Consider the following 22,696-nt stretch of genomic DNA (forward strand, 5'->3'; position numbering starts at 1 on the left):
GTAAAGGGATTGGCTGGGTTTATCATTTGCCGCCGTACATTTCCGATGTGCTGCGCGAATACAGTTCAATTGTATGGCCGAAAGGATCTTTTGTGTAAACCAAATAATGTGGCTTGCCTTCAGAAAGGTTCCAGATTTTACTGGTTTGTTTGCCGCCATGCTGTACAATACGCTCAATTGTTTCCACCAAGTCATCAACAATGAGGCAGATGTGGAAAAAACCGGAGTGAGCAGGAAGTGGCTCTTCTTCAAAAGTGGGCTGCTGGAATTCAAACAGTTCGATTCCGACGCCGCCTAATGACATCAAATGTACATTACGCGTTTTTTTCACTTCTTTGCCTAACAGGTCCTGTGTCATATTGCGTTGTTTTTCATTTTCTTCATTGAATTCGAAAGGCCCGGCAAGCACATAAAAGCCGAACACTTTACTGTACCAGTTGATGGCCCGCTCCAAATCGGGCACGGCGAGCCCTACATGAGTTATGACGCTCATTTCACCACCTCCTTATGTATAGGATATTACCCAGAAATCGGCATTTTAACACAATATGAAAACAGAGTTTTCTGTATAAACAAAAATAGTTGTTGTCAAAGGCTATTTTTAGTATTATAATAAGCAATTGTGAAATTCGAAAAGAGGGTATTAAACAATGAAAAATTCCATCTATGGATTGACGATAGATCAACTAAAAGATTGGTTTTTGGAAAATGGGCAAAAGAAATTCCGTGCCGAACAAGTTTGGGACTGGTTATATATTAAGCGCGTGACTGAATTCTCCCAGATGAACAACTTGAGCAAAGAGGTTGTTCAACTGCTGGAAGAAAACTTCGCAATTCGTACACTTGAGGAAGCGGTCAAACAGGAATCTTCGGACGGAACCATCAAGTTCCTTTTCCGTCTGCAGGATGGCAACTTGATCGAAACCGTTTTGATGCGATTCAAATACGGCAACTCGGTTTGTGTAACAACGCAAGTCGGCTGTAACATCGGCTGCAGTTTCTGTGCCAGCGGCCTGTTGAAGAAGAGCCGAGACTTGACCGCAGGTGAAATTGTTGAGCAGATCATGCAGGTGCAGGCTCACTTTGATGCACAGAAAAAAGACGAGCGGGTCAGCCATATCGTTGTTATGGGAATCGGCGAACCGTTTGATAACTACACGAATTTGATGGGCTTCCTGAATGTTGTCAATTCGCAAAAAGGTTTGGCCATAGGAGCCCGCCATATCACGGTTTCAACGAGCGGTATTGTACCGAAAATCTACGATTATGCGGACGAAGGCCTGCAGGTGAATTTGGCGATTTCCATCCATGCACCGACTAACGAGCTGCGTTCACGCATCATGAAGATCAACAAAGCGTATCCTATCGAGAAATTGATGGCGGCCATCGATTATTACCTGGAAAAATCCAACCGCCGCATCACGTTCGAGTATATTTTATTGCGCGATGTCAATGACCATGTTGAAGAAGCGAACCAGCTGGCGAAACTGCTCGAGAACAAACGCCATTTGTCTTACGTCAACCTGATTCCGTACAACTCCGTCAGTGAGCATGACCAGTATCAGCAAAGCACGCCGGAAGCGATCAGCGCTTTCTTCGACGCTTTGAAAAAGAAAGGCATCAATTGTGGCGTCCGTGTCGAGCAAGGTGCCGATATCGATGCAGCTTGCGGCCAATTGCGCAGCAAGCAGATTAAAAAAGAAAAAACAACCGTGTAAGCACGTAAAAAAGCGTCCTGCCTGCAGGACGCTTTTTTATGTTGAAGGAATCTATCCAGCTGTTGCATGGCTATCCCGCTGGAGTCTCCGCTGCTGGGCTCCATAGCTAAAGAACAACAAGACGAAAACGAACCGGTCACCTATAGAAATTACGCCTTAAAAGCTAAACAAAAACAAAAGCCCATGTGCTGAAATCCGCACATGGGCTTTTGTTTTTTATTTTCCTCCGGACTGCAGGTTGATGCCCTGGATGAAATATTTTTGGAAAACGAAGAACAGCAGGATGACTGGCAGCAGCACAATGAGTGAGCCGGCCATCAGATAATTCCATTGAGTGCTCAACTGGCCTTTGAATACCTGCAAACCGATCTGCAGCGTATACAAATTTTCGTCGTTCAAGTACAGAAGAGGCCCAAGAAAATCGTTCCATGCGCCGTTGAACGAGAAGATAGCAACCGTCGCAATTGCCGGCTTGGTCAACGGCAGGCCGATTTTCCACCAAATGTAGAAATGGTTGGCGCCTTCCATTTTCGCCGCTTCGATCAATTCTGTTGGAATTGTCATATAAAACTGGCGAAGCAGGAAGATGTTGAAGGCGCTGCCGAAAAAGGCGGGCACAAACAATGGATAGTAAGTGTTGATCCAGTTCAATTTGGCGAAAAGGACGTATTGCGGAATAAGTGTTACAAATCCCGGAATCATCATGGTTGCCAACACAATCGCGAACAATATGTTTTTTCCTTTGAACGGAATCTTGGCAAAGCCGTAAGCGATAAACGAATTTGACAATACATTGCCGATTACGACAAGAATCGTGATGGTCAATGTGTTGATCGTATAACGTGTGAAAGGGGCTGCTTCCCATGTCCGCAAGTAGTTGCTGAACAGCCAATTTTCCGGCCAAAACGATGGCGGGAACGACATTACTTCTGCCATTGTTTTAAGCGAGGTGGAAACCATCCACCATAAGGGAGAAAGGATGAGCAAACCGCCTATTGCGAGCAGGAAAAAATTGATGACTGTCAGAAAGTTTTTCCGGTTCCCGCGATGCTCCAGGAAACTCGGATTTTCATTGGTCTTGCCGATGCTTTTCAGTTTATCGGCGCTGTCCAGATAGTCAGTCTCTTCAGTGGTTTTATCCATTTATTTCTCCTCCCCTTCGTAATGAACCCAGCGAGGAGCGAGTTTCAGATTGATGACTGTCAGGAAGAACACAATGACGAACAAGATCCACGACATTGCCATGGCATAGCCCATATTGAAGTTTGTAAAGGCCTGTTTCCACATATACAGATTGTAGAACAGCAAAGAATTTGCGGGGCCGCCTTCACCGTTGTTGGACATGACATATGCTTCCTGGAAAATCTGGAAACCGCCGATGAGGCTTGTCACCACGTCAAAGAAAATGACGGGTGTTATCATCGGGATTGTAATATGGAAGAACTTTCTCCATGTATTTGCACCATCAATTTCCGCTGCTTCATAAAGATTCTTCGAAACGCCTTGCATACTCGCCAAATACAAAAGCATCGAACCGCCCACGCTCCAAAGCTTCATGAAAATCAACGATGGTTTTGTCCAGTCGGGATCGAACAACCAGTTGGGGCCATCGATGCCGAACCAGCTCAATACCAGGTTGACCATCCCGGTACCTGGGTCGAGAAGCTGCATCCAAAGCATGTATACGCCGACACCGGACAAGACTGCGGGCAGATAGTACAAAGTCCGGAAAAAGCGGATCCCTGGAATGTCCTGATTTAGCAGAGCGGACAGGAAAATGGCTCCGATTGTTGTCAGCGGAACTGAAAATGCCACGAAATACAAGGTGTTCCAGAGCGAGGTCCAAAAAAGGCTGTCTTCCGTGAAGAGCCCTTGATAGTTATCTCCGCCGACAAAGTCCATCTGTGATGTAATGTTATAGTTGGTGAAACTCGCCGCAAAGGAAAATACCAAAGGTCCCGCGGTGAAAGCGAGAAATCCGATAATCCATGGCAATACGAAAATATAGCCATAGATGCTTTCCTTGCGCCGCATGGTCAGTCTTTTTTTCCCCAAAATGGCTCCCCCTCGCTTACTGGTTTTTCTCGATCAAGCTCTCGACATCTTTCTGTGATTTCTCTAATGCCTCTTTTGCTGTCATAGAACCGAGGAAGAATTCGTCCATGTTCGGGTTGATCAAACTGCTGAAATCAGGTGCGATTACCGGAACCGGCGTCAATAGCGTATGCTCCATGTTTTCAACGGCTTTCTGGTAAACCATCGTGCCGTCTTCCGTGAATTCTGTTGATTCGGCAGCTGTCTCAGCCGCTTCAATGTTCGCTACATTATCAAAGTTTTGGACAGCCCAGTATGTCTGTGCTTCAACGTCCGTCAAGTATTTGATGAATTCCCAAGATGCTTCAGGGTTTTTGGCGCCCGCTGGAATTTCTGCCACGAAACCGCCGCCCCAGCTTGTATGGCCGTTGCCTTCTTCGTATTCAGGAAGTTCCACCACGCCGAAGTTCAAATCTTGCGCATAGTCGCGGATCTGTGTGTAGAAAGTAGGCTGCTGAACAATCATCGCCAAGTCTCCGCTAAAGAATGGATGGCCTTGCTGGCTGTCGATCTGAGCTTGATAGGAGTTGATCACATCTTCACCGTAATGGTCTTTGAAAGACTTCAGCCAATTCAACACATCTTCATTTTTTGCCGTATCAATTTGGAAATTGTTTTGTTCGTCAAAATAGTTCTGGCCGTTTGCGTTCAACAGCCAGACATCATAGCCGACTCCCCATAGCGGGTAGAACCCGATGCGGTCATAGCCATTGTCGGATTTCTTATCCAGCTTGGCTGCATATTCTTCCAGTTCAGCCCAAGTGGTCGGCGGATTCTCAGGATCCAGGCCCGCTTCTTCAAAGGCGTCTTTGTTGTAAAAAAGAACGCGTGTATCGGTATTGAAAGGAATTCCGTAAGATTCGCCTTCGTAAAGAGTCGCATCCCATAGTTCAGGGTAGAAGCGATTGGAAATGTCGTCCTGCTCCAGGAACTGAGACAAGTTCATCGCTTGTTCTTTCTGTCCGCGAAGAGCTGTCGCGTTGATATCGTTGATCACAACATCAGGCGGATCGCCGGCAGCGATTGCCGCAAGTTCTTTCGTCCAAACATCGCCAAATGGCAGATATGTGTGTTTTACTTCAATTTCGTCTTGTGATTCGTTAAAATCTGCTATGATTTTCTCGATGATCGGACGGCGGATTTCAGATCCCCAGAATGTCCAAAAATCGATGACGGTTTTGCCTTCTGGGTTTTCCTCTTTGTTTGCTTCTTCGTTATTGCTGCTTGTCTGGAAGCCGGCGCAGCCGCTTAAAAATAATACCAGGGCTGCCAGTACGAGGATAAAACTGCGTGTTTTGTTCATTTTTCTTCACTCCTCCTGTAGTTGCGGTAGTTTTAGAAAGTAAATCAGGTTATTACTTCGACAGTCGAAGTTATTTGCGTAAAATCTTTGACCCTCGAAGTAATTAGCCCAAATTGCTGGACTTTAAACCTTTTCTCCTCTATAAATTTAGAGAAGGTGGATGGAAAATTCCAGCTTCTACTTCTTTAGGAGAAGTATAGCTTAACTTCATCTTCTTTTCCACGGTCATATTTGTAATTTACAGAAAACTATCTATAATTAAACAAAAAGAATGGGGGAAGCAAATTGGCAGAGATTAAAATTGAAAACCTGAAAAAAACTTATGACAACGGGGCTATTGCAGTAAAAGATTTTAATCTTCATATTAAAGACGGGGAATTTATCGTCTTTGTCGGCCCTTCTGGATGCGGGAAATCGACAACGCTCCGCATGATTGCAGGACTTGAAGAAATCACGGACGGCGAATTTTACATAAACGGCAAACTGATGAACGAAGTCCAGCCGAAAGAGCGCGATATTGCCATGGTGTTCCAGAATTATGCTCTCTATCCCCATATGTCCGTTTTTGAGAATATTGCGTTTGGTTTGAAGCTGCGCAAAGTGAAAAAACAGGAAATCAAGAAAAAAGTTGAAGCCGCGGCGGATATTCTTGGTCTGCAGCCATATTTGGACAAAAAGCCGAAAGTTTTATCAGGCGGCCAGCGCCAGCGGGTGGCTCTTGGACGCGCTATTGTCCGGGATGCACAGGTCTTTTTAATGGATGAACCGTTATCGAACTTGGATGCCAAGTTGCGGGTGCAGATGCGGGCGGAAATCGCCAAGCTGCATCAGCGCCTCCAGACGACGACTATTTATGTCACGCACGACCAAACAGAAGCCATGACCATGGCCAGCCGCATTGTCGTCATGAAAGACGGCCTCATCCAGCAGGTCGGGACGCCTAAGGAAGTCTATGATTTCCCGGCCAATCGGTTTGTCGGCAGCTTTATCGGATCGCCCGCCATGAATTTCTTCGAAGGTGTACTGAAGAACGGAACGTTCACTATGGGCGGCCGGACGCTGGATATCCCGGCGGACCAGCTTGAATGGCTGAAAGGGCAAGGTTTTGACGGTGCGCCAGTCACGTTGGGAATCAGGCCGGAACATATCCACGTAAACAGTGAAGATCTCTCAGGGCTTCCGACAAGCGAATTTGATGCGACAATTACTGTATCTGAACTTACTGGCGCTGAAACTATCTTATATGCTCTTTATGCAGACCAGGAATTTGTTGCGCGTGTTGAAGCAGATTCGAAAATCAGTCCGGGCGATACAGTACGGCTTGCCTTCGACATGTCCCATGCCCATTTCTTTGATCCGAAAAATGGAGACCGCATCAAGGAGCCGATTCCCCATTCAGTTGTGGAAGTTTACTGAACTATGATATAGTGGCTACGAAAACTAAATACTGAACACCACTAGGGGAGCCGGATATCGGCTGAGACGGGCATAAGCCTGGACCCTTTGAACCTGATCTGGATCATACCAGCGGAGGGAAGTGGCGGACGCATGCTGATTTCTCTTTTCTAAGTGCATACACGCCGCTTTCCTTTACTGGAAAGCGGCGTTTTTATTTGCTGAAAAAGCGGGAGGCGCCGCTCAGCTCCAGAACTCTTTTCAAGGAGCTGAACATTCAAACCGAAAAATCGACCAAAAAGGAGATGGAGAAATGTCATTTTGCAAAGAAGTGCGTGAAGAATGCAATGGATTATGGCAAGCAAGTTTTGATCACCCGTTCGTAAAAGGAATTGCCGATGGCACATTGGCGCTTGACCGGTTCCGTTTTTATGTGATGCAAGACGCGTACTATTTATCCCATTTTGCAAAAGTGCAGGCGATCGGCGCTGTCAAAGCGGGTGACATGGAAACGACAAAACGTTTTGCCCATCACGCGGAACAGACATGTGCCGCCGAAATGGCGCTGCACGAGTCGTTTATGGAATTGCTGGATGTTACAAAAGAGGACTGGGCTGCATTTGAACCGTCTCCAAGCGCATATGCATATGTATCCCATATGTATCGTTCCGCAGAAGGCGATCTGGCTGACGTATTGGCTGCGATTCTGCCCTGCTACTGGCTGTATTATGAAATTGGTGAAAACTTGAAAAACGCAAAGCCTGACCACCCGATTTACAATCGCTGGATCGAGACATACGGTTCGGAGTGGTTCGGGGAACTTGTCGCCGAACAGATCGAGCGCATGGACAAGCTGGCAGAAGGGCTGCAGGAAGCGAGGCGCCAAGAACTGAAAGGCCATTTCCGGCGGAGCAGCTATTACGAATGGAACTTCTGGGAACAGGCTTGGAAAAAAGAAACATGGTTCATTGAAACTTTCAATAAGGCGGGTGTTTGAAATGCTGGTCGAACTGAAAAACCAAAAACCGATTGTCCATTCTATTACCAATCATGTCGTCTCGAATTTTCAAGCGAATGGCCTGCTGGCAATCGGGGCGTCGCCGATCATGGGGGAGGCGCCGGAAGAAGCCGCGGAACTGGCTTCCTTGGCCGGAGCGCTGTCGCTGAATATCGGCACCTTGAATGCTGTTTCTTTGCAGAGTATGCTGATCGCTGGAAAAGCCGCCAACGAAAAAAACATTCCCGTCGTTCTGGATCCGGTGGGTGCTGGCGCGACTCCGTACAGAGCTGACGCAGTCACGAAAATCCTCAGTGAATTGAAAATCACCGTTCTTCGCTGCAATGCCGGCGAACTTGCTGCCATTGCCGGAGCGGATTGGCAGGCCAAGGGTGTGGATGCGGGAGAAGGGCGGGCGGATGTTGGTGAACTTGCCCGTCAGCTGGCTGTAAAGCTAGGGATAATTGTCGCTGTTACCGGGGAAGTGGACATTGTAACGGACGGGGAGCAATTTGTGGAAATTCCGTTTGGTGACGCCATCATGGCATCGATTACCGGCACTGGCTGTTTGCTGAGTGCTGCGGTGGCCGCATTTTTGGCGGTAAATCCAAAAGATGCTTTCATGGCCACGGCGGCGGCCATGCAATTTTATGCCATCGCCGGAGAAAGAGCGGCCGCTTACGCAAAATTGCCGGGAACTTTTCAACTGGCTTTTTTGGATGAATTGAGTTCACTCCAGCAAAACGAAATCGAAGAAATTATAAAAGGGAAGGAAGAAAAGGTATGAGTGCGATTCCACAAGTACTGACCATTGCAGGATCTGATTCTGGAGGCGGCGCTGGCATTCAAGCGGATATTAAAACCTTTCAGGAACTCGGTGTTTATTCCACTTCAGCCATAACAGCAGTGACGGCGCAGAATACGCTCGGAGTTGATGCGATTTACCCGATGACCCGTGAAGCGGTGCGCAGCCAGCTGCAGGCGATAGGCCGCGACTTCCAGGTGGCGGCACTCAAGACGGGAATGCTGTTCAGCGCGGAAATTATCGAAGAGACAGTAAGGAATATAAAACAATTTGGCTGGGCCAAAGTCGTCGTCGATCCGGTCATGATTGCAAAAGGAGGAGCCGCTTTGCTTCAGCAGGAAGCTGTTGAAGCGGTAAAGGAGCATCTTTTGCCATTGGCAACTATCGTAACGCCGAACATTCCGGAAGCTGAAGCTCTCTGTGGGATGGCGATTACTGACGAGGTGTCGCGAAGAAAAGCCGCTGAAAAAATTCTGTCATTCGGGGCGGAATCGGCCGTTATCAAAGGAGGGCATGGTGCAGATCCTCACGTAGCGGAAGACTTTTACTTGCACAGCACAGGCGAATCTTTTATCTTCCGCACTGTCCGTATTGAGACAACCCAAACACACGGGACCGGCTGTACGTTTGCCGCTGCTGTGGCAGCGGAATTGGCGAAAGGGAAAACGGCAAAAGAAGCGATACATGTAGCAAAGCAATTCATTCAGGCGGCGCTCACCGACAGCTTGCATATCGGAGCTGGCCATGGCCCGACCAACCATGCGGCTTATAAGGCCGGATTGCAGCAAGGGAACAGGGGGAACGGCGTTGAAATACTGGGGTGAACCGTCAGTCTACTTTATTATGGGAACCGGAAATGTAGGGGAACGAGATCCGCTGACTGTGCTTGAAGAAGCCCTGTCAGCGGGAATCAGTTTTTTTCAATTGCGGGAAAAAGGCATGGGGGCTTTGGGTGGGAGTGCGTTAAAGAAATTTGCCCAAGATTGCCAAAGGCTGTGCAGGATACACGATGTGCCGTTTATCATCAATGATAATGTTGCATTGGCATGCGAAATTGACGCGGACGGTGTCCACATTGGACAGGAAGATGAAGATGCCGCCGCTGTGCGCAAACAAATAGGGCCAGGAAAAATTCTTGGTGTTTCCGTCCATTCAGTGGAGGAAGCGTCGGCGGCCGTTGTGGCGGGAGCAGATTATGTGGGAATGGGCCCCGTTTTTCCGACCTGCTCGAAAAGCGATGCGAAAAGCCCTGCTGGTGTAGCGGGCATTCTTTCAGTGAAATCCATATATCCCCAATTGCCGATTGTTGGCATCGGGGGAATCACTCCTGATAACGCTGGGCATGTATGGGCTGCGGGTGCGGAAGGAGTGGCGGTGATATCCGCTATAGCCCAAGCGGAAGATGTGGCGCTTCAAGTCGGGCTTTTCAAAAAATCCTATAAAAAAGGGGCCGTCAGATGAAAACCCGAAAATTAGTGCTGATAGCGATGTTTGTGGCGATTGCTGTAGCAGGCTCGACCTTTGTCTCATTTCCAGCGGGCATTGCCCGCGCTTACCCCATCCAACATGCTGTCAATGTCATTTCGGCCGTTCTTTTAGGTCCGGGCCCAGCTCTTTTGATCGCATTTTTGACGGGAGCGGTGAGAGTTTTCATAGGCACCGGTTCATTGCTCGCTTTTCCGGGAGGCATGATCGGTGCCCTGCTTGCCGGAATAATGTATGCAAAGTACGGAAAAGTTTGGTTGGCTGCAATAGGTGAAGTGGCCGGGACGGGAATTCTTGCGTCTTTAGTAGCCGTGCCTTATGCGAAGGTTTTAATGGGCACAGAACTCGGCGCATTTTTCTTCTTTCCGCCTTTTTTGATATCAAGCGCAAGCGGCGCGGTTCTCGGCGTCATTCTAGTATCAAGATTGACGAGAAATAGTGAAAAACGGCTGTTTAACTAAATTTATTACATTCCCGAGACAAGTGTTTATCCTATCGGCATTGAGGGGAAACTAAGGAACAAACACTTTTCGAAAGGGAGTTGACATGGAATGGTTAAAATTGCAGTTGAACAACCGTTTACTTCAGTAAAAGACGCGCTTGAAAAGAAAGGGTATAAAGTAGACATGCTCAAGGAGAAAACAGATTCGGTAAGCTACGACTGCGTGGTGGTCCGCGACAAGGAGGACTTGGCGGATTTTCATATGAATGTTCCTTTGGTTGAAGCAAAAGGCCGGACACTTTACGATATCGTCGAGGAAGTAGAAGAACGCCTTATACGTTCAGGGAAGATTGCTGCACCTGCTGACGTGGAAAAAGGCGGCCTGAGCCCATTCCTTAAAGGCGCAGCTACTGGCGCTGTAATCGGTGCAGCGGCTGGGTTGTTGTTGACCCCGAAAAGCGGCAAGGAACTGCAGGGAACCGTAATGGAAAAAGCAACAGGCACACTAGAGCAAGTGAAAAGCAAAGCGAGTGGCCTGACTTCAAAAGATAAAGATCAAGACCAAGATGCATCCAGCGGAGGCGGCGTCGCTGAAAAAGTGAAAGGCGTCGTTGGCCAGGCGAAAGAAAAATCCTCTGGTGTCCTAGAAAAAGCAAAAGGCCCAGTGGACAACTTAAAGGCCAAACGCCAAGAGAAAAAAGAAGAAAAAGAGCTGGCTAAACAGCAAAAAGCAATTAAGAATGAAATTAAACAAGAGGAAAAAGCCCAAAAAGAGCATGAAAAAGCTGAGAAAAAAGCCGAAAAAGAAATTAAAAAAGCTGAAAAAGAAGCGAAACAAGAAAAAGGCAAGATAGAAGTGGTTGAACTGGGAGATGCTTCTGTTGAAAACAACGAGACAGGCGGCGTCATAATCCAATCAAAAGATAAGTGAAATAACTGAAAGGTGGCCCGAAAACCTGCGTATCAGCAGGCTTTCGGGCCACCTTTTTTTATGGTCAGCTACTTTCGGCAATGTCATCAACAGCATCATGGGCAACAGGCTCTGGTACGCGGGACAGAATGACAATCCCGATGATGAACAGGATTACCAGGCTGAAAACGCCCATGCTGGAATTTCCTGTGATTTGGGAAGTGACGCCCACGAGAAGCGGGCCGAGGATGGCTGCAAACTTGCCGAAAATATTGTAGAATCCAAAAAATTCGTTGGAATTTTCTTTTGGCACGAGCTTGCCGAAATAGGAACGGCTCAGTGCTTGGATGCCGCCTTGGCTCGTTGCTACAAGCATTGCCAAAATCCAGAAGTCCACGATTGTTTCCAGGAAGAAAGCATAAATGCATACAACGATGTAAATGCAAATGCCGACATACAGCATCTTCTTTCCGGTAAAGCGTTCTGACAGCCGGCCGTACAGGATTGCGAACGGAGCAGCGACCACTTGCGTGGCGAACAGGACGATCAATAAGCTGACCGAACTCAGCCCAAGGTCGGTTCCGTAGGCCGTAGACATGGAAATAATGGTCCCCACCCCGTCAATATAAAAGAAGTAGGCGATTAAAAACAAAAACAATGCACGATATTGACGGATTTCCCGGACGGTTTTGCTGAGGCGCTTGAAGCTTTGGCTGATGGGGTTCGGTTCCTTTTCAATAAAGTAGCGCTGCTGGACATGGCGAAACATCGGGATGGAGAACGAAATCCACCAGACGGCAGTAATGCCGAATGCGATCCGGCTGGCGTTGATTGTTGAGACCGGCAAAATTTCTTGCTGGGAAAGCACGATAATGGCAATGGATATGATAAAAGGGATTGTCGATCCGATATAGCCCAGCCCATAGCCGAAAGAGGAAACGATATTCATGCGCTTTTCCGTTGTCACATCAACAATGAAGGCGTCATAAAAAACATTGGCACCTGTTGCGCCGAGCGCCGCAAAAGTATAGCAGACTAGAAGCATCAGCCAATTGCCGCTTGGCACAAAAGCGAGCATTACTGTAGCGGCGGTGCCGATAAAGAAAAAAGCGGCGAAAAATTTCTTTTTCAGCCCTTGATAGTCAGCGATTGTCCCTAAGATTGGTCCAAGCAAAGCCAATATAAATGTGAAAATGGCAATTGTATAACCCAGATAAGCGGTTGAATCCGAAAGGCTGACCCCGGCTTCTGTAGCAGCGGATTTGTAAAATAGCGGAAAAACGGCCGTTGTAATGATAATGGAATAAGCAGAACTTCCCCAATCATAAAGTGCCCAGCTTTTCTCTTCTTTTGTGAAATTTTTCATGAGTTCAATCTCCTTAGCTCTAGATAGGTCTATTGTACAAGAAGAAGGAACTGTTGGGTGAACATTCTAAAAAATTACTGAAATTTTACCTTCGAAGAAAGGAGCCAATCGATTTGAGCAGTGCGCTTTCCTCGAGTAAACTGGAAAAGGAAGCAGAAAGAAGGGGTACTTTTGAAATTGATTTCATGGAATGTAAACGGACTTCGGGCTGTGATGAAAAAAGGCTTTATGGACTTTTTCGAAAAAGTCGATGCCGATATATTCTGCCTGCAGGAAATCAAGCTGCAGGAAGGGCAGATTGAGATGGAACTGCCGGGATACTATGAATATTGGAACTATGCCCTTAAAAAAGGCTATTCCGGCACGGCCATTTTTACGAAAAAAGAGCCGATAAGCGTACAGTACGGAATGGGTATAGCGGAGCATGATACAGAAGGGCGCATCATCACGCTTGAATTCGACGATTATTTTGTTGTGACAGTATATACCCCCAACTCGCAGCACGGGTTGCTCCGGCTCGATTACCGATTGCAATGGGAAGATGCGATACTCGAATATGTGAGAAAGCTGGACCGTCAAAAGCCGGTTGTTTTATGCGGTGATTTGAATGTGGCGCATGAAGAGATCGACTTGAAAAACCCGAAGGCGAATATGAAAAATTCCGGATTCACTCCAGAAGAACGCGGAAAGCTTTCCGGCTTTTTAGCGAGCGGATTCATCGACACGTTCCGCCATTTTTATCCCGACACGCCTGGGAAGTATTCCTGGTGGTCCTACCGCTCTGACTGCCGGGAAAAAAACATCGGGTGGCGCATTGACTACTTTATCGCCTCAACCAGGCTCGCACCGAAGCTGGCAGGAGCTAAAATCCATACGGAAATACTCGGTTCCGATCATTGTCCGGTTGAATTGGAGATAACTGCTTGACCAAGCGGACTTAAAACCCCGCCCCGGCTTCTTTTTGAGAAGCCGGGGCGGGGTTTGTTTTTTTATTTGTTATAGAAGAATTTAGCTGTGATGGAACCATCTTCATTTTCCACAACGTCGGTTACATTGATTCCCGAATCAGCAGGTGTGGCGCTATTGCCTTTCCAGAAATAATAAGAGCCGGTGTGGACATTGCTGCTTTGTGGTGTGATTTTGCTCCCTGTCTTGAAGAAATCGCCAGCGTCTCCGCGGTTAGCGTTTTTCTCAAGGTCGTATTTGCCGTCTGCTTGAAGAAGGGACAAACCGTAATGAGTTACTTTTGTTCCATCGGAAGCCGTAGCGGATTGATTGTACTGGTAGCGTTTGTTCATCCAGTTTTCCACGTTGTTCGGGCGGAATCCGGCTGTCTGGTACAAACCGATGACATTTTCATCCACATGCCAGGCCAGCAAGCCGTGGGCCTCAGTGCCTTGGCGGTTCAAGCCTTTGTTGAAGCCGTCCTGTTGGACGTTTTCAAACAAGAAGTATTCAGTGCCGTTTGATCCCGGAACTTCCATTTTTACAATACCGTTATCAGCTTTCGCTTTATTGATAGCTGGCAATGTGATTTCCTGTACGCCGCTTTCAGGTTTTACTTCAACCGGGTCGACCCAACCCAAGAAAATTTTCGAGAACGGATCAAAATGGGTCGGTGCGTTTCCTGAGTAGGCGCTATTGTTAGGGTAGCGCATCCATGAACCGCCGGCCATCATGGAATAGTTGCCGACGCCTTCCGAAGTGTAGGCCGTATCATAGAAATCAGGCAATCCGAGCGCATGGCCGAATTCGTGGGCGTAAACCCCTGGCTGTGCCGGATATGGACCGGTTTTTGCCGTATCCGAATAAGTGCCGGTTGCCGCATCGTATCCGGCCACGTTGCCGCCGATGCCAGGCTGGATATTATAATTATTCACCACTACACCATCATATGTCATGTCTTCTTTTTCTGTTTTGGCGATCCACTCACTTTGGCTCATGCCCTCATATTGGTCTGCCGGTTTGCCGGTTTCATAATATTTCCCGTAGTACAACGCACTAAGCAGGCTCCATTTGTGCGACCAGAATTGGGCAGGGTCGCTGCTGAATTCGGCTCCGGTTCCTTCATGTACGACGAAGATGTTTGGCACTTCGCCATCTACCGCATATTGGGAGAAATCGACTTGATCGTCGGCCGCTTTCAAAAGATCGCGTACAAATTCACCGGTATGGGCGTCGCCGTTGGCGTTTCCAAGAACATAAGTGCCGTTTTCAGCATAGGTGCCTTCCTGGTCCAAATAGTAAGAAGCGCCTTTTGGCAGTTCAACCCATAAGAAATCCGTGTTTTCTTTACGTACCAAGTTGATTCTTCCGTTGCTCGACTCTTTGTAGACATTCTGCATTGTACTGTCTGTCGGAGCTTTTACCCCGTTGAATTCTGCGTATTTCTCGAACTGGGGAAGCTCGTACGGATTGTATTCACTTCCAAAGATCAAATCTTCATAATAGTGGGCGGGAACTTGGCCGGGCATATCGCCGATCGGTTCGTCGCCTTCTTTGTATTTAGCTAAAATTACCAAGACCGGGACATCGCCTTGGGCGGCCTGGTAAGCTGCGCGCTTATCGCCGGGGGCTTGGAATTTCGTGCCGTTTGCGGCCGATTTTTCGACAGGATCAGCTTTTGAAATGTCAATCCCCAATTTTTTTGCTTTATCTGCCAGTTCAGGCGCAGCCCCCACATGTTCCGCCGGGCTTAAATTATACTTATTGGGCTGTTCCGCCGGAGCGGCCGGAGCGCCAGTTCCTGAAAAAATTGCAGCTCCTGCAACCGCCAGGGTTAAAAATGATGTGGATAAGACTTTTAACAAAAGTGTCACTCTCCTTAAATATTAATGTTTTGTAAAATAATATAAATAATTCAGTATATTTTGAATAGGTATTTTTATTCTTTTTAGAAATTGTTTAGGGTGTCTAAATACTTACGGGCTTGAACTTCCCTTAATATGATGTTTAAGAAAAGGCGCATCGGGAAAAATGAAATGATAGCAAAATATAGAGGAGGATTCGTATGAGTGAAAACAAGGAAGAAAAGAACTTGAAAATGGGATCAGGCGAAGATGAGCAAACGCTGACGACCCGACAAGGACATCCTGTAAGAGACAATCAGAATATACGGACCGTCGGTAACCGCGGCCCTGCCACTCTTGAAAACTATCACTTTATTGAAAAAATCTCGCATTTTGACCGGGAAGAAATTCCGGAGCGAATTGTCCATGCGCGCGGCGCTGGTGCATTCGGATATTTTGAAACGTACGGTAAAGTCGGCGATGAGCCGGTTGAAAAATATACGCGTGCAAAAGTATTTTCCGGTGCAGGGAAGCAGACGCCGCTATTGGTCCGCTTTTCTACAGTAGCAGGATCCAGGCATTCCTCAGAAACCGCCCGTGACCCGCGAGGATTTGCGGTCAAGATGTACACGGAAGACGGCAACTGGGACCTTGTCGGAAACAACCTTAAAATTTTCTTTATCCGTGATGCGATGAAATTCCCGGATATGATCCATGCATTCAAAAATGACCCAGTGTCAAACGTGCCTAACCCTGAGCGTATGTTCGACTTTGTTGCACGCACACCGGAAGCGACGCATATGATCACGTTCCTGTTCTCGCCATGGGGTATTCCCGCGACTTACCGGCATATGCAAGGATCTGGCGTAAACACGTATAAATGGGTAAACGATAAAGGCGAAGCAGTCCTTGTTAAATACCATTGGGAGCCGAAACAGGGCATCCGCAATTTGACGCAGGCAGAAGCCAATGAAATCCAAGCGGAAAATACTGGGCATGCTACACAGGATTTATTCGAAGCCATCGAACGCGGAGATTATCCGGAATGGGAATTGTTCGTTCAAATTATGAGCGACGATGAGCATGCAGAACTGGATTTTGACCCATTGGACGATACAAAACTATGGCCGCAGGACAAGTTCCCATTCCTTCCTGTCGGGAAAATGGTATTGAATCGCAACCCTGAAAACTACCATGCCGAGATCGAGCAAGCGGCGTTCGGTACCGGGGTGCTTGTAGACGGGCTTGACTTCTCGGATGACAAGATGCTGCAAGGGCGTACGTTCTCGTATTCCGATACGCAGCGCTACCGTGTCGGTGCCAACTACTTGCAGCTGCCGGTCAATGCACCGAAAAAACGTGTAGCGACAAACCAATATGGCGGACAAATGGACCGCCCGGCAGAACATGTGCCGAACCCGCATATCAATTATGAGCCATCTGTTCTTGGGGGCGTGAAGGAAGCTGAACGGGTTGCACCGCCTCACGAACCGGCATACAATGCCAAAGTGGTTAGCCAGCCGATTGACCGCACCAACAACTACGGCCAGGCTGGAGAAACTTACCGCAGCTTTGAAGATTGGGAGCGCGAAGAGTTGATCAACAATCTAGGTGACGCGCTGTCTGTATGTGATCCAAGAATCCAGGAAGAAATGATCCATCACTTCACGCAGGCGGATGAAGATTATGGCCGCCGTGTCCGTGAAAACATGGAACAGAAGATCAAAGCGATGGAAGAAATGAAAGGCAGCGAACCTAAAATTTACGGCAAGCCTGCCGCCAATAAAGTGGCGCAAGGCGCAGCTCAAAAAGGGCACGAAGCTGGACCATACTGATAAAATCCAAAATACCGGCAAGCTGAAAAGCTTGCCGGTATTTTTTATCGTCCAGAAGTTTGCCCTGCCTTTTTGGAGCATTCTTAGGGCCCTTTTTTATTCACTGCCCTTAAGGAGAGAGGAATGATTAACGCCGAAAACTTTTTCAACATCAATCAAAAAAGCGATTCCTTTTCCGGGGGCGTCTAGGTCGATGGCATTTTCAATGCTTTTGACAACCGCTTCTGTATAGCTTTGGGGAATGACTGTAAGGACGATGTCTTTCTCCGGTTCGATGGTGAAGTTCAGGAATTTTTGCTGTTCATTCACGCCGGTGCCGCGGCCCGATAAAATGGTTCCGCCTTCCGCGCCGGCATCGGCTGCTGCCTTCACTACTTTTCCCGAATCGCCGCTGTTGACAATTGTCACCACAAGATGAAACTGATCGCCTGCGTTCTCCATGGACAAATCACCTTTCTGTTGTCTGGCTTCGCTGACCCGATCTGACAAATGCGGAACGCCGAGCAATTTGTTCAAATGCACGGTGAACCCAAGTCCGTGTCCCGGTATGCCGAGTTTTCCGGCTCGGCTGACTGCTTCTGTTACGGCAGCTTCAATTTTGCCGTCAATAGCTAAGAAAAGCACATCTTTTTCATGGGTTGCAGGCAAACCGAAGAATGTCGGTTTCTCATTGCGCCCGATCCCTTCCCCGTACAAAATGGTCGCTCCATCCGCGCCTGCTTTTTTCGCTTCAGCAATCACGTCGCGCGAATAGCCTCGTTTGACGATTGCAATCATCAGCTTATGATTCAGGTTCATCGTTTCGAGCCCCACCTTTTCTTGTGAAAATCAAGCCAAGAACAAGCACTGCCAGTATAGGCATCATAGCCACTAATGCGACCAGGCCAAAGCCGTCCATAAGCGGATTGCGGCCATCGGTGACAGAAGCTGCTCCAACAGCCATTGACAAGATGAATGTTACGGTCATTGGCCCAGTGGCTACGCCGCCGGAATCGAAGGCGATGGCGATAAAGACTTGTTTTGAAAAAAAGACCAGGATCAAAGTGAGCAAATAGCCGGGAATGAGAAAATACCAAAGGGGAATGCCCACAAGAATTCGGGCCATTGATAGGGCGATGGAAATGCCGACTCCTATTGATAATGTATAGAGCATCAGTTTTTCGGAAATATAGCCTTCGGTTACACGGTCGACTTCAGCGTTCATGATGCTGACAGCTGGTTCCGCAAATGTTGCTGCAAAGCCGAGCACAAAGCCGACAGGGACCAATATCCAGGAATAGGTCTTGCTGCCCAGCGCTTTGCCCATCATCTCGGCTATCGGGAAAAAACCGATATGGACCCCTTGAAGAAAGAATGCAAGACCTAAAAAAGTGAGGGCAAAGCCTAAAGCAACCTGAAGAACGCGCTGCAGCGGAAGTTTCAATAAGAAGATTTGAAAGAGAGCAAAAAACAGGATTAAGGGAATAAGGGCCCAGCCTACTTCAAGGAGCACATCAGCAAATCCTTCGAAAATATGAAAAGTCACCTGAACAGCACCCCCAAAATCATGACAGCCAAAATAGGCCCGATGGAAGCGAGCCCGATCAATCCAAAGCCTTCACTGTCAGAGGAAGAACTTGAACGGAGGACGGAAGCCACACCAACTCCAAGAGCCAAAATGAAAGGAACTGCCATGGGACCGGTTGTAACCCCCCCAGAATCAAACGAAATCGAGACAAATTCTTCCGGCACAAATATCGAAAGAGCAAAAACTGAAACATAGCCGCCAATCAGCATGTAATGAAGCGGGATACTGTAGATTGTCCGCACCATGGCGAGAGCGACAAAGATGGCCAGCCCAAGCGCAACGGAAAAGATCAACAGATTTGAACCGATGCCGCCTGCCGAGACCTGGTCGATTTGCTTGGCCAGCACGCGTACGTCCGGTTCAGCGATTGTCACCGCTAAGCCGAGCAGAAAGCCGGTTCCGATAATGAGCCAAGTTTTTCTGGTTTTTGGCAGCTGTTTGCCGATCAATTCGCCGACTGGAAGCAAGCCGGCGGTAACACCAAGAAGAAAAAGGAAAAAACCGATGCTGACAAATGCGGCTCCTATCAGAAATTGAAGCAAAGCTTCCAAAGGCAGCTGAATGAGTGTCACTTGCAAAATGATGACGACAATAGTTACAGGCAAAATGGCGGAAGCAACTTCTTTAAAGGTTTCTTTGATGTTTTCCATCATAAGTCTCCTTTGCCGCTTTTTGATCTTATTCCCTTACTATTTTTGTCATAAACTTATCAATCTGAGGGCCGGCGGTTTGAAAGCCGGCACCGGTTTTAGCTATGCCCTTTTTGAATTGATGTATAATAACATATTGGACCAAGTAAATGGAGCGCTCCTTCCATTGGCGGGCGCAAAAGCCGATGCGTGCGGCAGTGGTGGATCAGGAGAAGGAACAAAACTGGCTTCGTTAATGATGCAGCCAGTTTTGTCTTGCCAGGAGGATGTATAAAATGAAAAAAATCAAACGATCCATACCGATCATCCCTGCGGATTTGGAAACTTTACCTTTTCAACAAGCGATGGACGACCAGTATATAAGCAATTGCAAAATCGCTCAAGAAACCATCGAGTACCAGACAGATGAGGCATTGCATTTTGATAAAGTAGTATTTGAGAACGTCAATTTTCTGGAAGCAGCATGGCCGCGCAGTGAATTTGTCGACGCAGTGTTCATCAATTGCGATCTTTCCAACGCGGATTTCAGCCGAAGCGTCTTTCATCGGACGGAATTCCGAAATTCCAAATTGCTGGGGACGAATTTCGCAGAAGCGGGGGTCCGGCATACTTTGTTCATAGATTGTGTGCTCAATTATGCAACTTTCGGGTTTTCACTGTGCAATACCACTCAATTTGAAAGTTCGGAAATGCATTATGCGGATTTTTACGAAGCTGAACTGAAAAGCACCGAATTCCTTTCGTGCGGCATGAACAATATCAATTTTATTGAAACGGGATTAAAAGGCGTCGACTTGAGCACGAACCGCTTTGAAAACATCCAAGTGACTGTAGAAAAACTAGCTGGCTGCCGTGTGTCTTCCGAACAGGCCCTTGCATTTGCCCGGCAGCTTGGACTTGTCATTGCAGATTGAAAACCGAAAAAGCCCGCTAGCGATGAAACGCTAGCGGGCTTTTTCGGTTTTTAACGCACACCTTTCATAAAGCGTTGGATTGCAGGAGAAGCAAAGTACAAAATTATACTAAGCACGATAGAAGCTCCGCCGATCAATCCAAAATACATCATTTCATTTTCAGGTGTGTAGAATTTCACGAGCTGTGCATTCAGAGCTTGGGCTGCTGCATTGGACAGGAACCATAAACTCATCGCTTGCGCAGAGAATGCTGCAGGCGCCAATTTTGTCGTTGCAGACAAACCGACAGGAGACAAGCACAATTCGCCAAGGACAACAATCAAGTAACTAAGCACTAGCCACATAGGGTTCACCAATGCCTCCGAACCGCCAAAGTAAGCCGGAAGCAAGATGACCAGAAATGACAAGCCGGCAAACAGCAAACCAAGTGAAAATTTTTGCGGAATAGAAGGTTGGCGGCTGCCAAGTCTTACCCATAACCAAGCAAACACTGGAGCCAGAGTGATGATAAACAACGGATTCAACGATTGGAACCAGGCCGGCGAAATTTCAATGCCTGCGAAAGTCAAATCCGTCCGTGTATCCGCGTAAGCGGCAAGGATCGTCGAACCTTGTTCCTGGATAGCCCAGAACATTACGGATGCGATGAATAACGGGATATACGCCAGGATACGGGAACGTTCAACTTCATTGGTCTTTTTGCTTCGGTACATGACAATGAAATACATCGTAGGAATTAAAATTCCTAGAATCCCGACTGTGGCGATAAAGCTGTCAAACGTCAAGAAACCGAATTCTAAGCCTAAGTAAACAATGGCTGCAAGCGCAACGGCGCTGCCGATAAAAATTTTGATGAAGTTTTTCTTTTCAGTGGCAGATAATGGGCTGGCAATTACAGTTCCAGCCAATCCAAGATTTTTTTTCTTCGTTGCGACAAACAAAATAAGACCCAGGAACATTCCGACTGCAGCAATTGCGAAGCCAAGGTGGAAGTCGATATCCATTCCGACTTTGCCGACAATCAAGGGAGACAGAAAGGCACCGAGGTTGATCCCCATATAGAAGATGCTGAAACCGGCGTCGCGCCGTTCATCTTTCTCGGCATAGATTTCTCCAACGATACTTGATACGTTCGGTTTAAGCAGCCCTGTACCGAGGACAATCAGCACCATCGAGACAAAGAACATCGACAGGCTGCCTGGAATCGCCAGTGCGATATGGCCTAGCATGATTAAAATCCCGCCGTAGAACACAGCTTTCGAAGTGCCGAATACCCTGTCCGCTAGCCAGCCTCCGATGATTCCGGACATATAGACCAGGGAACCGTAAATGGACATGATCGATAAGGCCAGCGTCTGATCTAATCCAAGCCCCCCCTGGGAAAGTTCGTAATACATATAATATACAAGAATCGCTCTCATGCCATAGTATGAAAAGCGCTCCCAAAATTCCGTGAAGAATAAAGTGAATAGCCCTTTAGGATGCCCAAAAAACCCTTTTTGCGGCACGCTATTCACAATATCTTGCTTCCTATAATGGTCAGACATCTAACGACCTCCTTTAAGATATGTTACTATAATACTTTTTTTAGCAATAAAAATCAAAATAAAAATAAAAACTAGGATAATAGACGGTGATCATTCAATTTATTTGAAATCATTTATAAAAACTAATATTCTGAAGTTTTTTTAAGAAAATAAAAATAAAACGTATACTGACAATTATTGGTACTAAAAACCTATGCTGGCAGTTGTCATTTCAAATATAACTGTTATAGAGCACAAAGTTTTAGTATTTGAATAATAGCAATGAAAAAATTTACATTTCTTAGTACATCTTTACTAAAAATTCACATTTTTTAAAAAGTGCTATATAAATATATTGTATTTACCGAGTGAATGCAGTATATTTTAAATAGTTAGAATTTTATATAGAGAAAGCGGGAAGCGGAATGGAATTATTAGCTGCGAAAATCAAAGAACTTAGAGAACAACGGGGAATGTCGGTCGAAGCTTTAGCCGAAGCATTAGGATTTGCTAAAAGTACTGTTTGGGCATATGAGAGCGGCAAAAAACAAGTGTCCGTCAGCCATCTTGCTATTTTAGCTGACTATTTTAACGTCTCGGTTGATGGAATGTTAGGTCGCGTTGAACGCACGTTCAATGTAAATATACAAAATTCTTCTATATTAAATGAATATACCTTCTTATTAGATGACAAACCGCTGGATCAAGCTGAAATTGCAGAAGCTGCTTCTTACATCCAAGTAAAGCGGCGCATGGGAAGCTATGGATCGAATCCAGTCTAATCCATATTGTTGTTTATAGGGAAAAACACCTGCCTCTGTTGATAGAGGCAGGTGTTTTTTTATTGTATTTTCAAGCTTGCCGTTTTCAGGCAGGATATTAGGAAGCGGATAAAGAAGA

Annotated in this window: 23 protein-coding genes and 1 riboswitch; of the genes, 13 read left to right on the forward strand and 10 right to left on the reverse strand. The window is 46.9% G+C overall.

Going from position 1 to position 22,696, the window contains the following annotated elements:
- Nucleotides 1-22: 22 nt before the first annotated feature.
- Nucleotides 23-493 carry a VOC family protein gene (locus FQV30_RS02255; RefSeq protein WP_146498520.1) on the reverse strand — a complete coding sequence of 157 codons (471 nt, stop codon included), beginning with the start codon at nucleotides 491-493 and terminating at the stop codon, nucleotides 23-25.
- A 157-nt stretch (nucleotides 494-650) separates the two neighbouring features.
- Between FQV30_RS02255 and rlmN the strand changes: the two genes are divergently transcribed.
- Nucleotides 651-1,718: a dual-specificity RNA methyltransferase RlmN gene (gene rlmN, locus FQV30_RS02260; RefSeq protein ID WP_146498521.1), complete on the forward strand. Its 1,068-nt coding sequence runs from the start codon at nucleotides 651-653 to the stop codon at nucleotides 1,716-1,718.
- A gap of 216 nt (nucleotides 1,719-1,934) precedes the next feature.
- On the opposite strand, the gene FQV30_RS02265 is transcribed toward rlmN, so the two are convergent.
- From FQV30_RS02265 to FQV30_RS02275, 3 genes are read right to left on the reverse strand one after another with little or no spacing between them, the layout of a single operon-like run.
- Nucleotides 1,935-2,861, reverse strand: a complete 927-nt coding sequence (locus tag FQV30_RS02265; protein ID WP_146498522.1) for a carbohydrate ABC transporter permease — start codon at nucleotides 2,859-2,861, stop codon at nucleotides 1,935-1,937.
- The gene (locus FQV30_RS02270) at nucleotides 2,862-3,773 is read right to left on the reverse strand and encodes a carbohydrate ABC transporter permease (RefSeq protein ID WP_255473283.1); all 912 of its coding nucleotides are present in this window, start codon (nucleotides 3,771-3,773) and stop codon (nucleotides 2,862-2,864) included.
- Between the two features lie 16 nt (nucleotides 3,774-3,789).
- Nucleotides 3,790-5,115 carry an ABC transporter substrate-binding protein gene (locus FQV30_RS02275; protein ID WP_146498523.1) on the reverse strand — a complete coding sequence of 442 codons (1,326 nt, stop codon included), beginning with the start codon at nucleotides 5,113-5,115 and terminating at the stop codon, nucleotides 3,790-3,792.
- 285 nt (nucleotides 5,116-5,400) lie between these two features.
- On the opposite strand from FQV30_RS02275, the gene FQV30_RS02280 reads away from it, so the two are divergent.
- From FQV30_RS02280 to FQV30_RS02310, 7 genes are all read left to right on the forward strand, one after another.
- Nucleotides 5,401-6,531 (forward strand): ABC transporter ATP-binding protein, encoded by a 1,131-nt coding sequence (locus tag FQV30_RS02280; RefSeq protein ID WP_146498524.1) that lies wholly within the window; start codon nucleotides 5,401-5,403, stop codon nucleotides 6,529-6,531.
- A gap of 33 nt (nucleotides 6,532-6,564) precedes the next feature.
- A riboswitch (TPP riboswitch) is annotated at nucleotides 6,565-6,668 on the forward strand.
- 155 nt (nucleotides 6,669-6,823) lie between these two features.
- Complete coding sequence (gene tenA / locus FQV30_RS02285; protein WP_146498525.1) at nucleotides 6,824-7,507, forward strand: thiaminase II; 684 nt, start codon at nucleotides 6,824-6,826, stop codon at nucleotides 7,505-7,507.
- 1 nt (nucleotide 7,508) lies between these two features.
- Nucleotides 7,509-8,294 carry a hydroxyethylthiazole kinase gene (thiM, locus tag FQV30_RS02290; RefSeq protein ID WP_146498526.1) on the forward strand — a complete coding sequence of 262 codons (786 nt, stop codon included), beginning with the start codon at nucleotides 7,509-7,511 and terminating at the stop codon, nucleotides 8,292-8,294.
- Nucleotides 8,291-9,136 carry a bifunctional hydroxymethylpyrimidine kinase/phosphomethylpyrimidine kinase gene (gene thiD / locus FQV30_RS02295; protein ID WP_146498527.1) on the forward strand — a complete coding sequence of 282 codons (846 nt, stop codon included), beginning with the start codon at nucleotides 8,291-8,293 and terminating at the stop codon, nucleotides 9,134-9,136. The genes thiM and thiD overlap by 4 nt, the downstream gene beginning before the upstream one ends.
- Nucleotides 9,120-9,773 (forward strand): thiamine phosphate synthase, encoded by a 654-nt coding sequence (thiE, locus tag FQV30_RS02300; RefSeq protein ID WP_255473284.1) that lies wholly within the window; start codon nucleotides 9,120-9,122, stop codon nucleotides 9,771-9,773. The genes thiD and thiE overlap by 17 nt, the downstream gene beginning before the upstream one ends.
- Complete coding sequence (thiW, locus tag FQV30_RS02305) at nucleotides 9,770-10,258, forward strand: energy coupling factor transporter S component ThiW (protein WP_146498528.1); 489 nt, start codon at nucleotides 9,770-9,772, stop codon at nucleotides 10,256-10,258. The genes thiE and thiW overlap by 4 nt, the downstream gene beginning before the upstream one ends.
- A 90-nt stretch (nucleotides 10,259-10,348) precedes the next feature.
- The gene (locus FQV30_RS02310) at nucleotides 10,349-11,170 is read left to right on the forward strand and encodes a YkuS family protein (protein ID WP_146498529.1); all 822 of its coding nucleotides are present in this window, start codon (nucleotides 10,349-10,351) and stop codon (nucleotides 11,168-11,170) included.
- A 64-nt stretch (nucleotides 11,171-11,234) separates the two neighbouring features.
- Here the strand turns inward: FQV30_RS02310 and FQV30_RS02315 are convergent, their stop codons facing one another.
- Complete coding sequence (locus FQV30_RS02315; RefSeq protein WP_146498530.1) at nucleotides 11,235-12,515, reverse strand: MFS transporter; 1,281 nt, start codon at nucleotides 12,513-12,515, stop codon at nucleotides 11,235-11,237.
- A gap of 171 nt (nucleotides 12,516-12,686) precedes the next feature.
- Here FQV30_RS02315 and FQV30_RS02320 point away from each other — a divergent pair, with 171 nt between their 5' ends.
- Complete coding sequence (locus tag FQV30_RS02320) at nucleotides 12,687-13,442, forward strand: exodeoxyribonuclease III (protein WP_146498531.1); 756 nt, start codon at nucleotides 12,687-12,689, stop codon at nucleotides 13,440-13,442.
- 62 nt (nucleotides 13,443-13,504) lie between these two features.
- Here FQV30_RS02320 and FQV30_RS02325 read toward each other — a convergent pair whose 3' ends face one another.
- Nucleotides 13,505-15,325: a M6 family metalloprotease domain-containing protein gene (locus FQV30_RS02325; RefSeq protein ID WP_146498532.1), complete on the reverse strand. Its 1,821-nt coding sequence runs from the start codon at nucleotides 15,323-15,325 to the stop codon at nucleotides 13,505-13,507.
- A gap of 200 nt (nucleotides 15,326-15,525) precedes the next feature.
- On the opposite strand from FQV30_RS02325, the gene FQV30_RS02330 reads away from it, so the two are divergent.
- Nucleotides 15,526-17,139, forward strand: a complete 1,614-nt coding sequence (locus FQV30_RS02330; protein ID WP_146498533.1) for a catalase — start codon at nucleotides 15,526-15,528, stop codon at nucleotides 17,137-17,139.
- 96 nt (nucleotides 17,140-17,235) lie between these two features.
- On the opposite strand, the gene FQV30_RS02335 is transcribed toward FQV30_RS02330, so the two are convergent.
- From FQV30_RS02335 to FQV30_RS02345, 3 genes are read right to left on the reverse strand one after another with little or no spacing between them, the layout of a single operon-like run.
- Nucleotides 17,236-17,937 carry a P-II family nitrogen regulator gene (locus FQV30_RS02335; protein WP_146498534.1) on the reverse strand — a complete coding sequence of 234 codons (702 nt, stop codon included), beginning with the start codon at nucleotides 17,935-17,937 and terminating at the stop codon, nucleotides 17,236-17,238.
- The gene (locus FQV30_RS02340) at nucleotides 17,921-18,664 is read right to left on the reverse strand and encodes a DUF1538 domain-containing protein (RefSeq protein ID WP_146498535.1); all 744 of its coding nucleotides are present in this window, start codon (nucleotides 18,662-18,664) and stop codon (nucleotides 17,921-17,923) included. Before FQV30_RS02340 ends, FQV30_RS02335 begins: the two co-directional genes overlap by 17 nt.
- Nucleotides 18,661-19,356, reverse strand: a complete 696-nt coding sequence (locus FQV30_RS02345) for a DUF1538 domain-containing protein (protein WP_146498536.1) — start codon at nucleotides 19,354-19,356, stop codon at nucleotides 18,661-18,663. Before FQV30_RS02345 ends, FQV30_RS02340 begins: the two co-directional genes overlap by 4 nt.
- 79 nt (nucleotides 19,357-19,435) lie before the next feature.
- On the opposite strand from FQV30_RS02345, the gene FQV30_RS17845 reads away from it, so the two are divergent.
- Both FQV30_RS17845 and FQV30_RS02350 read left to right on the forward strand, forming a co-directional pair.
- Complete coding sequence (locus FQV30_RS17845) at nucleotides 19,436-19,630, forward strand: hypothetical protein (RefSeq protein WP_186725499.1); 195 nt, start codon at nucleotides 19,436-19,438, stop codon at nucleotides 19,628-19,630.
- Between the two features lies 1 nt (nucleotide 19,631).
- Nucleotides 19,632-20,270 carry a pentapeptide repeat-containing protein gene (locus tag FQV30_RS02350; RefSeq protein ID WP_146498537.1) on the forward strand — a complete coding sequence of 213 codons (639 nt, stop codon included), beginning with the start codon at nucleotides 19,632-19,634 and terminating at the stop codon, nucleotides 20,268-20,270.
- Between the two features lie 50 nt (nucleotides 20,271-20,320).
- Here the strand turns inward: FQV30_RS02350 and FQV30_RS02355 are convergent, their stop codons facing one another.
- Entirely contained in the window at nucleotides 20,321-21,817 is a 1,497-nt protein-coding gene (locus tag FQV30_RS02355; RefSeq protein ID WP_146498538.1) for a peptide MFS transporter, read from the reverse strand.
- A 404-nt stretch (nucleotides 21,818-22,221) separates the two neighbouring features.
- Between FQV30_RS02355 and FQV30_RS02360 the strand changes: the two genes are divergently transcribed.
- Nucleotides 22,222-22,578, forward strand: coding sequence for a helix-turn-helix domain-containing protein (locus tag FQV30_RS02360; protein ID WP_146498539.1), 357 nt, complete (start codon nucleotides 22,222-22,224; stop codon nucleotides 22,576-22,578).
- The last annotated feature ends 118 nt before the right edge of the window (nucleotides 22,579-22,696 follow it).

The sequence above is a fragment of the Planomicrobium sp. CPCC 101110 genome (genome assembly GCF_007859395.1).
In the GTDB taxonomy this organism is placed as follows: Bacteria; Bacillota; Bacilli; order Bacillales_A; family Planococcaceae; genus Planococcus.